Here is a 13,384-nt window from a genome sequence, read left to right as displayed (position 1 = left end):
CTTATTTATTGAAAAGCACTAAATAAGTACAAACCCTATTTTTTTCCACTTATAACAAAGTTTATGAGTTTGTTTGGTATAAATATTTCCTTAGTAATTTCACTTTCGCTAACTCAACGAGGAATGATCATTTTTTTAGCTTCAGCTAGTATTTGTTCTTTTTTTAATTGTTTAGAAACGACTAATTCACACCTTACTTTACCATTGATTGTAACGGCATAAGAAACATCATCTGTTTCTAATGCTTTATTGTCAATGGTAAAATCAGTTAAGTTTTTTAAATCAAAAAATTTCTTAGATAATTCTCAAGATAAATGAGGCATAAATGGTTCTAATATGTTTAAAGTAACATAGAAATATTCACTAATTAATTTTTCATTTTCCACTTGATCATAGGCATTTAATGTTTCCATACATCATGAAATAATGGTATTAAAAGCATATTCATTTCTTCTGTCTTCAAAAATTTCAAGAGATTTTTTTAGACCTAAATATAATTTTCTTCTTGCTTCTTTTTCTGTTGAGTTTAATTGATTAATATCAAAATTTTTGAAGTTATTTTTGATATTGAATTTTTCTGATAAGGTAATAATTCTTCTAAGAAATTTATGACATCCTAGTATTCCCGAATCTATTCACTCAAGTTCTTTTAAAGGTGGAGCTGCAAATAAAATGAACAATCTTGTAACGTCTGCACCATATTCTTTTATCATATCACTCGGAACGACAACATTACCTTTTGACTTAGACATTTTTGACCCATCTTTAAGAACCATTCCTTGTGTTAAAAGGTTGTTAAAAGGTTCTCTATATGGTATTAATTTAAGGTCATTAAATACTTTTGCAAAGAATCTGGCATACAACAAATGTAAAATCGCATGTTCAATACCACCTATATATTCATCAACACTATTTCAATATTTTACATTGTCTGTAATCAATATATTGTCATCTCTTTTTTCTTTAGGAGTTGTATATCTCATAAAATATCAACTTGATTCAAAGAATGTATCTAGTGTATCTGTTTCTCTTGAAGCATTTTTCTTACAATTAGGACATTTAACTTCTAATCATTTTTTATTTGTTTCCAAAGGATTTCCTGAGCCATTAAAAATTACATCTCTAGGTAGTTTTACAGGAAGTTTTTCACTAGGGACTGGTATTGTTCCACATCTTTCACATTTTATTAGTGGAATTGGATTTCCTCAATATCTTTGTCTAGAAATTCCTCAATCTCTAAGGTTATACTTAATCTCTTTTTTATATGAACTTAAATCATAAGTTTTGTTTTGAATTTCTTTTGTTATTTTAAGATTATAAAATTCAATAAACTCCAAATCTCTTTTTTTCAATATACTTCCGATGATAGCTTCATTTTCTAAATCTAACGAGGCAAAATCAATTATATAAATTGGTAATTTTTGGTTATTAAGTGGATTAATGGCAAAAGCTTTAGTATCTACATAAAGTTTTTTATTAAATACTTTTGAAGTAATGTTTATTTTAATTTGTTCAATAATTTCTTGTTCTTTTGAATTTAAGTAACCTTCTTCTATCATTTCTTTTACATATTGTGAATTTGCATTTAGTCCTATGAATGAGGCATTTTGAAAATGTTCAAGGTTTTCTTCGAATACATTTATAACATTGTTTTTTATTTTTAAATCGCTTCTGAAAGAAATGTTAATACCTTCTTTTTTACCAATTCAATTTCTTTGCATTGTTATAACTTGATCGGGTCAGTGACCTTCTAGAAGTTCTAAATCATTTAGAAGCTCTTCGGCATAATCAGTGATTTTTAAATAGTATTGCTCCATTTGTTTTTTTACTACTTTTGTATCACATCTTCAACACAAATCATTAACAACTTGTTCATTTGCTAAAACAGTCTTATCAACTTCACAGTAATTTAATTCAGTCTTTTTACGGTAAACTAAACCTTTTTTTCACAATTCAATGAAGATAAATTGTTCTCATTTTGAATAGTCTTCATCTGCAGTAATACATTCCTCATTTCACGCAAAAGAAATACCGAGTTTTTTAATTTCCTTATTCATTTTTTCAATGTTTTTATAAGTTCAATCTTTAGGGTGAATGCCATTTTTAATAGCTGCATTTTCCGCAGGTAATCCAAATGCATCTCAACCAAATGGATGAAGCACATTGAAGCCTTTTCTACGATAAAAACGTGCTATTGCATCACCAATAGTATAGTTTCTAACATGACCCATATGAACATTTCCACTCGGATAAGGGAACATACTTAAAATGTATTTTTTAGGTAGCGAAAAATCTTTTTTTGGTTCAAAATATTGAGTATCATCTCAATATTCTTGTCAGTATTTTTCAATTTTTGAGTTATTATTTTTAGACATTTTTCTCCTAATATATGTTTTGGTTAGATCTTTTATATTTGCTAAAAATCTTGGTTTTATAATCTGTAAAAAGTATTATTGAAATAATAATTGAATTTATTGTTAGGTTTAATAAATTAAATGGTATGAAAAGTGCATATGATCCCAATGTATAGTTACTTATGTAAAAGAAGAATATTTTTAATTTAGGATCATAAACTTTAATAAGTGATAAGTAACTGGGGCTTTCAAGTGCAACAGGAATATAACCTAATTTATTAAGTATTCAAAAATAAATAGGGTTGAAAATAAAGGTAGATAGAGTTGTTATTATAAGTGAGGTTATGAAAATAGATATAAGTAAAACAATTGATAATCTTAAATAAAATTGTTTTTTACTGAGATGCAGAGTTTTTGATTCTTGATCATTTATTAATTCGTTATTAACTTGGTTCTTTATAAACTGTTTTTTAAACAAACTATAAAAAGTAAAAAAACAAATTATATAAATGACGTGATTAGTTAAAAGAATAAAATGACCAAGTCATTTATCAGGTGTAACAGCCGAGACTGATGCACTCATTAGTGGACCAAGAATAAAACGTAATAGTAATACACAAATTCCGTATCAACGACCAACAAATGCAAAAGTTGCGAATACAAAAATTAAGGATAAGTCAAATTTTAGAAAGGTTCCAAAAAACGACATAAATGTACCTAAGTAATTAAATAAGAGTGTAAGTCCTAATAAAAACCCGGTTAATGTAATTTTAATAGTTATATTTTCAGCTGACTTGTTAAATTTTAAACCCATTTATTTGGTACCGAAAATTCTATCTCCAGCATCACCTAATCCTGGTGTAATATATCCTATTTCATTGAGTTTGTCATCTAGAGCTGCTAAAAATATATTAAAGTTGTTTCCGAATTCATTTAATACATTTTTAACTCCTTCTGGAGCACCTACAAGGCATACAAGTGAAATATCATTAAATCCATCTTTTCTAAGTGTTTTAATAGCATCAATTGATGAACCACCAGTTGCAAGCATAGGATCAACAACTATAATGTGACTATCCTTGCTTACTAGTGGCATTTTATAAAAGTATTCATGTGGTTCAAGAGTTTCTTCATCTCTATATAGTCCAATGTGTCCTACTCTTGCTTGTGGAACTAATTCTAAAAGACCCTCTACCATTCCAAGACCAGCTCTTAAAATTGGTACAATTACAATTTCTTTATTGAAGGTATGACCTTTAAATTCAACATCAAGTGGAGTTGTAACTTTCATAGGCTTAGTTTTATACTCTCTTAAAATTTCATAAGCCATTAATGAAGCTATTTCATTAAGGTTTCTTCTAAACTTTGAGTGATCAGTATTTTTATCACGCATTACTGTAAGTTTAATATCAATAAGCGGATGATTAATAATTTTTAGCATTTTATCTCCTTTTTTAATATTTATTTTACTATATAAAGATTTAAATTGTGATAAAACACAATTTTTCTTTATTTATAAATCTCTTGGTAAAAATAATTAAAAAATGCAAAAATATTGCATTTAATATTATTTTCTTCTTTGAAGATTTAACTTAATAGCAGCACTTAAAGTAGCAAAGATTATGCCGAATGAAACTATGTAAGTTAAACTGTAATATCATTCAACTCTTTTTGTGAATAAAATAGCTTTAAGATCTATAAACTCTTCAAATCATTGTGGTATTTTAGACATAATATCATTTGAGTAGAATTCTTTAAGTAGAACTGGATAAACTTCATTTCTGAATATTGCATTCATTTGAGTAGCCGGAATTAAAGAAACAATTGCTTGTAGTCATTTTGGAAATTGATTAATTGGGAAGTATGCACCAACAAAAACACCAATAAATGTTCCCAGAATTGAAGCTAGAGCATTATAAACACCATTATTTTTAACAAAACTGAAGATAAAAACAAATATTACAGAATGAACAGCACAGTTAATAATTGTTAAAAAGAATATTTTTAGATATGCTATAAACAATTCTTTAAACAGTAGTCCTCTAACCAAAACATAGAAAACTATCGTTAACATAACCAATCAACTCAATAAAACATTAACAATAATATTGAAAAATATATAACTAAATTTTACAAGGGATGATTTAACAGGCGAAATAAAGAAGTCGTTTAATAAATCATTTTGACGGTCTGAAACCATGACCGATGATAAACTAACAGCATTTGAAACAGCAGTTACACTAAGTAATCCCATTAGTAAAAATGAAATTGTAAATGTATGAACTTGTTTTCATTCAAGTTTTTTAAATAAAGTAGGAATTTGAGAAAGATTTGAGAAAGATGTTTCAAAATTATTTTCAGTAATTTTTCCTAAAAATAAACCAAAGAAAATTAAGAAAATAAATGGAGTTAAAATTGTGAAGAAAAGTTTTTTAGTATCTTTAAAAAAGTTTTTAAAATTTCTTTTTGTTAGATAATAAAGTGTACCTTTTAAACTATATATTCGTTTTACATTTACTTTCATTATAAGTCGCTCGCTTTCTTTCCTGTTGCATTCATAAATACATCATCCATTGTTCCCTTTAGAACTTCGTATTCTTTAATAATGTCATCATGTTTAACTAGAAACTTGTGTAACGGTTCGATGCTTTTAAAGATAGCAATATACTTGTCAACATTTACTTTATATTCAATATTTTCTTTTTCAAAAAGTTTTTCTAATTTTTCATTTTTTCCTTGTGTATAGACTATTAAGGAAGCACGAGCATACTTAACCTTTAACTCTGATGGAGTACCTTCAGAAACTATTTTACCCTCATCAATAATAACTACATAATCAGAATTATTTGCTTCTTCCATGTAGTGAGTTGTAAGAAATACTGTTAAATGTTTTTCTCTAATTGTTTGTTCAATAACATCTCAAACAAGTTTCCTACTCACTGGATCCAATCCAGTTGTAGGCTCATCGAGAAATAAAATTTTAGGAGTATGAATTAATGAACGAGCAATATTTACTCTTCTTTGTTGTCCACCACTTAATTTTCCGTATGGTCTTTTAAGTAGTTTTTCAAGTTGAAAATCAGCAACTATTTTATTAAAAGCTTTTTTTAAATCATCTTTTTTAAGGTGATATAAACTTGCTCTAATCATTAAATTATCAGCTACACTTAAAAGAGGATCCATAACGGGATATTGAAATAAAATTCCTATTTTTTGTTTAATCGCTTCTGTATCTTTTCCTACTTTTAAACCATCAATATCTATTTCTCCAGAATCTTTTTTAAGTAGTCCGGCAATAATGTTAACAAGTGTACTTTTACCAGCGCCGTTTAAACCAAGAAAAGAAAATAATTGACCTTCTTTAAGGTTTATACTCAAATCTTTAAGAACGTGATTCTTTCCAAAACTTTTGTTTACATTTTTAACTGAAACAATAAAGTTATTATTTAATGTATTGTTCATCAAAAACTCCTACATAAGGTAAATTTCTCATTTTTTCTTTATAGTCAAGACCAAATCCAACCAAAAATTCATTAGGTGCAATGATAGCGCTATAGTCAGCATGAAGATCAACTTTTCTGTTCATCGGTTTATCTAAAAGTGTGATAATTCTGAATGACTTAGGTTTTTTGGCAGTTAATAATTCTTTAATTTTACTCAAAGTGATTCCGCTATCAATAATATCTTCAACAATTAAAACATCCTTACCTTCTATATCATTTGCTAAGTCCATAATAATTTTAACACTTCCAGTTGATGAATGACCACCAGCATAACTACTTGCAGTTAAAAAATCAATCGAGTGATCAACTTTAACATCTTTAATCAATTGGGCTAGAAAAGGAATGCTCCCCTTTAGTAAAGCAACAATAATTAATTCCTCTGAATTTTTATATGTTTCATTAACTCATTCAGCAGCTAGTTTTATTTTTTCTTCTAGAAATTCACGTGTGTAAAGAATTCTTTTAACTCTATAATCTTTTGTCATATTAACTCCCTAAAAAATTACTTGGTAACTATTTCTAAAATATCAATCATGTATTTTGAAGGAGCGTCAACTTCGATTTTTTCGCCTTTTTCGCGATCTAACATCGCTACTGCAAGTGGGCTTTCGTTTGAAATTTTATTTTCAAATGGATTAGCATCATGGGAACCCATAATTGTTACAATGTGTTGTTGTTTATCAAGGTGTGAAAAATAAGTTACAGTTGAACCAATTCCAATCTTTCCATCTTTTGAAGTTTCAATAATAACTGCTTTATCAAGAATTGATTCAAGTTCTGTTATTCTACCTTCAATAACTCCTTGTTTATCTCTTGCAGCATCATATTCGGCATTTTCTGAAAGGTCACCTTGTGCTCTAGCGTCTTTTAAGGCAGCTTGAATCGCTGGACGTTCAACATTAACTAAATGATCATATTCTTTTTTATATTTTTCTAATGTTTCCTTTGCTAAAAATATTTTTTCTTGTGCATTTTGGTTTGACATATATCTCCTTTATTTATTTTTATATATTATAAGATATTTTAAATAATATGTTTGTGAATAGATGAAAAAGTGGGTTATTATTTAAAATTGATTTTTTAAAAAATAAAATGTTGGTTTAAACCAACACGTTATTATTTTACAATGTAAAGAAATTTTGATTTGACAAATGAAACTTCATGCTTTATATTATTATTTTCAAGGTGTTTAATAATAGTCATTAAGTCGATTTTTGATTGATTTTTTTGGTCTATTATTAACATTCCTTTTTCCTTAATTTTTATAAAATAAGTATCGAAAATTTCTTTATTAGATAAATCTTTTGACTTTATAATAGCCAAATCTAGTTCTTCATTATTATATTGTTTTGGAGTGAAATTAATGTGTGTTGGAAATTTTTCAAATGCATTATTTCAAGAAACAATATCAAAGTTATTTACATCGAAAAAACATGAGATTTTACATTTTTCTTGAATAGCAGCAAGAACAAAATTATCATTATAATAATCAACCAATACATCCTTATAATTATTTTTATAAATTGTATTAATAAATGATTCGATATCGTAATCTTGCGTTTTTGATTTATAAAAATCTTTTAAAACAAAGGGTAATGTTTCGGCATCTTCTCTTACATTATCAAGATCTTTTATCATACTTTGATAGTCCTTTTTAAGTTCTTTTTTCCTTAATCTTGCAATAGCAATTCTTAATCCTATAACCGAAACTACTGCTATAACAACTACAATTACAACTGAAATTGTTAAGCCTAATCTTATACCAGACATTAATTACCTCCTATAGTAATTTAAGTAATCTTCCAAAATTAATTGAGCGGCCAATTTGTCTTTAAAATTTTTTCTTTTTTGTCTTGTTAATCCTAAGGCTATTAGAATTTTTTCTGCATTTTTTGTACTATATTGTTCGTCTACATAAATTATAGGAATGTCAATAAATTTGCTAAGAAGATCTTTAAAATTTTCTACTCTATAAGTGCTATCACTTTTAGAGCCATCATTTTTTTTAGGATATCCAAGAATAATTCCATCAATTTTGTATTCTTTCATATATCTTAAAACTTCATTTTTTACAGCTTCATAGTCATCTTCAAAAAATCTAAAATTATCAAGACCAATTGCAATTACTTCTAGTTCATCACTTATAGCAAAACCACAAGTTCTGCTACCTAAATCTAAAGCGAGCTTACGCATTTAAAAGTTCCTTAATGTAACTTAATAATTCTTCACTTGATGTGCTTTGACATTTCCCCATTGAGAAAATTTCATTACCTCCACCTTTACCGTTAAAGTGTTTAAAAATGCTTTGAAGTAATAAATTAGAATTGATTTTTTTAGAAGCGATAGCAATAGTAAAATCATTATTATTTTTTGAAAACACTATGTTAATTGTTTCAGGATTCTTTTCTCTTAGTGTTAGTGAAATTTGTTTAATATTTGCTATGTTATCAGATTCAACAAAGGCAAAACTTGCATTCTTAGAATTTTCATATTTAACTGTTTCATAGTCAAAATCATCAATTTTATGCATTTGTTTAGAGGTTTCTTTTAATTTATTTTTAATTTCTTCATTATATGAAATTAAGTTATCTAAATAAACATTTAAATTTTTCGATTCAACATTTTTAGCCTTGAAGTTATTATCTAATTTAACTAATTTTTCAACATTATTATTAAGTTCATTCTTTACTTTTTTAATCTCGTTCGTTAAATAATCATTAACTAATTTATTTGAAGTTAGAGCTTTAATTCTGAATATTCCAGCTGCTTTTTTGCTGAATTCAACAATTTTAAAACTTTCTAATTTTGCTGTATTTGAAATGTGTGTTCCACCACATAAATCAGCTGTAATATTATCAAATTTAACAATTCTAACGTTGTTTTTATCCATATATTCGCCTTCTTCAAGGGTTAAAATTGCATTCATTTCTTTAGCTTTTTCTATGCTCATTTGAAGATAATTTCTTGTGGCGTCTTCCTTTATATATTGATTAACAAGATTTTCAATTTCTTTAATTTTTTCATCACTTGGCTTATTATCCGCTGGTAAGTCAAAAGTTAATCTTTCTTCGTTATTATCACTTCCTAATTGTTGGATGTGATTACCCAAAACATTTCTTAAAGCACAATATAGTAAATGTGTGCCCGAGTGATTTCTTTCAAGCCCAAGTCTAATTGTTTCATCTACAAAACATTCTACCGGGTCATTTTTATTAATCTTGCCTTTTATTACATGAATGTGGTTTCCGTGTTTATCTTTGAAAACATCAATAATTTCTATTTTGTTTTTATTTTGTAGGATATAACCTTTATCATGTCTTTGACCACCAGATGTTGCATAAAAAGGAGTTTTATCCAATACTAAAAAAGCAGTATCATTAGATTCTTTTATTTCTTTATTACTATTAAATAATTTTAAAATTTTGCTTGTTGTTTTAGTATCTGTATAACCAACGAAAATATCTATTTTTGATTTGAGTAGCGTTAATGAATTTATAACTTTATCCATACCTGCAGTTTTCTTTGTTTTTGATGCTTCTGCATGTTCTTGCTTTGCTTTTTCAAATTCATTCATATCAATATTAACTTTTTGGTCAGCTAAAATTTCCATAGTTAATTCAATTGGAAAACCATATGTTTCAAAAAGTTTAAATGCAGTTTTACCAGAAAAAATACTTGAACCTTTTGAGATGTTTTTTTCAAGAAGTATTTTTCCTTTTTCAATTGTTTTAGCAAACAGCTGTTCTTCTGCTTTTATAGCCTTTTCCACTTTTACAACATCATACTCAAATGGTAGAGATTGTTTAACAACTTTTACCAACTTGTACAAGAAAATTGAATCAGTGACCTTTAATTTCATAGATTTATAAACGCATCTTCTTATTAAACGTCTTATTATGTATCCACGGCCAATATTTGAAATTTTTGCACCATCTGCAATTGCATTAGAAACAGTTCTTATGTGATCAGCTATTATTTGGAAACATGAATTTATTTCAACTTGATCTTTATTTTTTACAAAATAGTTATTTATATCATATCTATATGATGTGTATTTTTCAATTTCATGAATAATAGGTAAGAATAAATCAGTATCAAAATTAGTAGGAGCATCTTGCATAACTGAAACTATTCTTTCTAGACCTGCACCCGTATCTATATTCTTTTGTTTTAGTTCGGTATAATTTCCTTCACCATCTGAATTGTATGTCGAAAAAACAATATTCCATATTTCAACATATCTGTCGTTTTCAATATCATTTTTAAGAAGTTCAATTCCTCTTGAATCATATTTTTGACCACGGTCATAAAATATTTCCGTGTTTGGTCCACAAGGCCCTGAACCAACCTCTCAAAAGTTAGTGTCTCTTGTACCCGGTATCATATGTTCAGGATCGAAACCACAATTTATTCATAATTGCTTAGTTTCTAAATCTTCATGAAAGTATGTAAAATATAGTCTATTTTTATCTAGTTTAAGAATAGTTAATAAATATTCAGCAGCAAATTCAATAGCTTCTTTTTTAAAGTAATCCCCAATAGAAAAGTTTCCTAACATTTCAAAAAGTGTGTGGTGTCTTGCTGTGATACCAACATTTTCAATATCATTTGTTCTAATTGCTTTTTGAGAATTGGTCAATCTTTTTGAAGGTGGTATTTTCTTGCCAGAAAAGTAGTCTTTAAGCGTTGCAACTCCCGAATTTATTCATAGCAACGAATTATCATTAACTGGTACCAAACTTTTTGTAGGTACAATTAAGTGATTTTTTTTCTCAAAGAAATTTAATCAATCTTGTCTAATTTTTTTTGAATCCATAATAACCTCTGTTATAAATAAGTAAGTTTTTTACCATCTAAAAAAACTTCTTCTATTACTGCACCGCCCAAGCATTTTTCGCCATCATATAAAACTACTTGCTGTCCTGGTGTGACTGCTTGTGATTTTTCAGGATAATAAATTTTAATAAAATTATTATCTAGAATCTCTATATTTGCTTTAATATCTTTTTGTCTATATCTGAATTTAACAGTTATGTTATCATTGTTAAACTCTTTGTGATTTAACGTTAAATTTGATGCAATTAATTCATTTGAATCTAAATACTCTGGATGACTTGCTGGAGCAACATATAAAATATTTTCTTTAACGTTATGACCACACACATAATATGGTTCAACAAAACCGCCTAAATTCAAACCTTTTCTTTGTCCAATTGTGTAATAGAAACAACCAACATGCTTAGCAACTTTTTTGTTTGTTGTAATATCAACTATGTCGCCTTCTTGGGCTGGAATATAGTTTTGAAGAAAACTAGTAAAATTACGTTCACCAATAAAACAAATTCCTGTTGAATCTTTTTTATTAGCAGTTGATAAATTAAGATCAGCTGCTAATTTTCTGATTTGACTTTTCTGAAGATCGTAAAGAGGCATAATAACTTTTTTAAGTTGTTCTTCCGTAACTTGAGCTAGAAAATAAGTTTGATCTTTATTTTCATCTTTGGCTCGATATAATTTTCCATTTTCTACTTTAGCATAGTGTCCCATGGCAATATAATCAGCACCCAATTTATCAAAAGCATAATTTGCAAAGTAATTGAATTTAATATATTTGTTACATAATATGTCAGGGTTAGGAGTTCTTCCTTTTTTATATTCTTCAATAAAATTATTAAAAACATTAGTTCAATATTCCTTTACAAAATCAACTCTATGTAAAGGAATATTAAGTTTTTGTGCAACGCTTAAAGCATCTTGATAATCTTGTTCCTGTGGACAAATATCTTGATTTATTTTTTCGTTTCCTAAAATATCATTATTTAAAATACTATCTCAGTTTCTCATAAAAAGACCGATAACTTCATAACCTTGCTCTTTTAATAGATATGCTGCAACAGAGCTATCAACTCCACCTGACATACCTATTACTACTTTCTTTTTAGTCATTTAACCTCCCTTCAATTTTAAAAAAACGTCTTCAAAATAATAGATTAACTACCATTCAAAGACGTTTATCTTATTTAGCATCACGTGCTAATTCAATTAATGTTGCAAATGTTTTTGGTTCATTAATTGCTAATTCAGAAAGCATTTTTCTGTTAATTAAAATGTTTGCTCTCTTTAATCCATTAATAAATCTTGAATAAGACATATCATGTGCTCTTGTAGCTGCATTAATACGTGCTATTCATAATTTTCTAAAGTTTCTCTTAACTTGTTTACGATCTCTAAATGCATATGTTCATGATTTAACAACCGCTTGTTTAGCAACTTTATATCCTACTGATTTGTGTCCAAAATAACCTTTAGCAAGCTTTAATCATTTTTTACGTCTTGCTCTTGTAACTGTTCCGCCTTTTACTCTAGCCATATTTAATTTTTCCTTTCAATATTAATAATTAATAATTTTGTGTTTCAAAATAAATAAGTAAGCAAATTAGAACAATGCTTTAAATCTTTTAATATCACTTTTTGACATTTGAACAGATTTTCTTGATTGGCGTTTTTGTTTAGTAGTTTTATTTTGTGCTAAGTGAGAACGAAATGCTTGTTCTCTCATAACTTTACCAGTACCGGTGATTTTAATACGTTTTTTCAACGCACTTTTGGTTTTCATCTTTGGCATTATTCTCCTTTGTTAGATTCCTCTTGATTTTCATCAATTTCATCTTTAAGTTCTTTGTTGTATTTTTGAATTTTATTTTTGTTTGGTTGGAGATTCATGTCGAGGAAACGTTCGTTAACTAATTTAGCTTCTTTGGTAATTTCAGCTATATCTTCAAGAGTTGCAAAAAACTTATTTAAAGTAGCAATACCTAAATCTTGTCTTCCAATTTCTCTTCCTCTTAATTTGAGTGAAACTTTGATACGATCACCTTTTAGCAGAAATTCTCTAGCTTTTCTACTTTTTGTCATCAAATCATTCTCACCAATCATAGGAGTAAGTCTAACTTCTCTGTTTTGGATAACAACTTGTTTTTCTTTAACTTCTTTTTGTTTCTTTTTACGGTCATATTTAAATTTACCGTAGTCCAAGATTCTAGCGATTGGTTTAGGTTCAACTTGTATTAAAACTAAATCCATTTTTAAACTTTTTGCTATATCAATGGCATCATTGGTGTATTTAACTCCAATTTTTTCGCCATCCGCTCCAATTAAAAATACTTGTTTAAATGGTATTGCATTGTTAACATAGTGCTCAGCACTTGGTTTCTTCATTTTTGGTTGAATAATAACTCCTTAAAAATTTTTAAAAAGTGGTTTCCCACTTCTTCTCTTAAAAAGTACCAGTAAATTAAAAAAATATTGATACATTTTAATTGTAGCTAAACCCAAGACTATGGTCATCAGGTGAGAAGTGAATCTACTTTTCTGCAATTAAATATCTATTGCTTATTTATTTTATCATAAAAGAAAAAAATGAGCAATGTTTTTTACAATATTTTAGATACATAAATTAATAAAAAATAGATCATAAATTATGATAAATTTACATAACTTTATTAGTCAATTAAATTTTAAAAATCC

The 13,384-nt window shown here is 27.4% G+C and carries 14 protein-coding genes; all 14 read right to left on the bottom strand.

The genetic code is table 4. The features are described from left to right. Positions 1–35 precede the first annotated feature (35 nt). Entirely contained in the window at positions 36–2,375 is a 2,340-nt protein-coding gene (locus MCRO_RS01100) for a class I tRNA ligase family protein (RefSeq protein ID WP_013054238.1), read from the bottom strand. 7 nt (positions 2,376–2,382) lie between these two features. After that, positions 2,383–3,168 carry an MPN527 family putative ECF transporter permease subunit gene (locus MCRO_RS01095; RefSeq protein ID WP_013054338.1) on the bottom strand — a complete coding sequence of 262 codons (786 nt, stop codon included), beginning with the start codon at positions 3,166–3,168 and terminating at the stop codon, positions 2,383–2,385. Next, positions 3,169–3,795 carry a uracil phosphoribosyltransferase gene (upp, locus tag MCRO_RS01090; RefSeq protein WP_013054394.1) on the bottom strand — a complete coding sequence of 209 codons (627 nt, stop codon included), beginning with the start codon at positions 3,793–3,795 and terminating at the stop codon, positions 3,169–3,171. It lies immediately after the preceding gene. Positions 3,796–3,921: 126 nt separating this feature from the next. Further along, complete coding sequence (locus MCRO_RS01085; protein ID WP_013054573.1) at positions 3,922–4,878, bottom strand: ABC transporter permease; 957 nt, start codon at positions 4,876–4,878, stop codon at positions 3,922–3,924. Further along, complete coding sequence (locus tag MCRO_RS01080; RefSeq protein ID WP_013054499.1) at positions 4,878–5,816, bottom strand: ABC transporter ATP-binding protein; 939 nt, start codon at positions 5,814–5,816, stop codon at positions 4,878–4,880. The genes MCRO_RS01085 and MCRO_RS01080 overlap by 1 nt, the downstream gene beginning before the upstream one ends. Continuing rightward, positions 5,797–6,342 (bottom strand): hypoxanthine phosphoribosyltransferase, encoded by a 546-nt coding sequence (gene hpt / locus MCRO_RS01075; protein ID WP_013054726.1) that lies wholly within the window; start codon positions 6,340–6,342, stop codon positions 5,797–5,799. The genes MCRO_RS01080 and hpt overlap by 20 nt, the downstream gene beginning before the upstream one ends. 17 nt (positions 6,343–6,359) lie before the next feature. Next, positions 6,360–6,842, bottom strand: coding sequence for a transcription elongation factor GreA (gene greA, locus MCRO_RS01070; protein WP_013054284.1), 483 nt, complete (start codon positions 6,840–6,842; stop codon positions 6,360–6,362). 131 nt (positions 6,843–6,973) lie between these two features. Beyond that, positions 6,974–7,627, bottom strand: coding sequence for a BC85_0335 family putative methyltransferase (locus tag MCRO_RS01065; protein WP_013054229.1), 654 nt, complete (start codon positions 7,625–7,627; stop codon positions 6,974–6,976). A gap of 3 nt (positions 7,628–7,630) precedes the next feature. Next, the gene (ruvX, locus tag MCRO_RS01060) at positions 7,631–8,050 is read right to left on the bottom strand and encodes a Holliday junction resolvase RuvX (RefSeq protein WP_013054471.1); all 420 of its coding nucleotides are present in this window, start codon (positions 8,048–8,050) and stop codon (positions 7,631–7,633) included. Further along, complete coding sequence (alaS, locus tag MCRO_RS01055) at positions 8,043–10,673, bottom strand: alanine--tRNA ligase (RefSeq protein ID WP_013054442.1); 2,631 nt, start codon at positions 10,671–10,673, stop codon at positions 8,043–8,045. The genes ruvX and alaS overlap by 8 nt, the downstream gene beginning before the upstream one ends. Positions 10,674–10,684: 11 nt before the next feature. Continuing rightward, the gene (mnmA, locus tag MCRO_RS01050; RefSeq protein ID WP_013054196.1) at positions 10,685–11,803 is read right to left on the bottom strand and encodes a tRNA 2-thiouridine(34) synthase MnmA; all 1,119 of its coding nucleotides are present in this window, start codon (positions 11,801–11,803) and stop codon (positions 10,685–10,687) included. Positions 11,804–11,873: 70 nt separating this feature from the next. Next, on the bottom strand, positions 11,874–12,227 hold the full coding sequence (gene rplT / locus MCRO_RS01045) for a 50S ribosomal protein L20 (RefSeq protein ID WP_013054690.1): 354 nt from the start codon (positions 12,225–12,227) through the stop codon (positions 11,874–11,876). 66 nt (positions 12,228–12,293) lie between these two features. Further along, positions 12,294–12,482, bottom strand: coding sequence for a 50S ribosomal protein L35 (gene rpmI, locus MCRO_RS01040; RefSeq protein ID WP_013054780.1), 189 nt, complete (start codon positions 12,480–12,482; stop codon positions 12,294–12,296). Then, positions 12,482–13,075 (bottom strand): translation initiation factor IF-3, encoded by a 594-nt coding sequence (gene infC, locus MCRO_RS01035; protein ID WP_013054563.1) that lies wholly within the window; start codon positions 13,073–13,075, stop codon positions 12,482–12,484. Before infC ends, rpmI begins: the two co-directional genes overlap by 1 nt. Positions 13,076–13,384 lie beyond the last annotated feature (309 nt).

Source organism: Mycoplasma crocodyli MP145 (genome assembly GCF_000025845.1).
Classification (GTDB): Bacteria; Bacillota_I; Bacilli_A; order Mycoplasmatales; family Metamycoplasmataceae; genus Mycoplasmopsis; species Mycoplasmopsis crocodyli.
The sequence above is the reverse complement of the archived record's forward strand: the minus strand, read 5'-3'. Positions and strand labels throughout refer to the sequence as shown.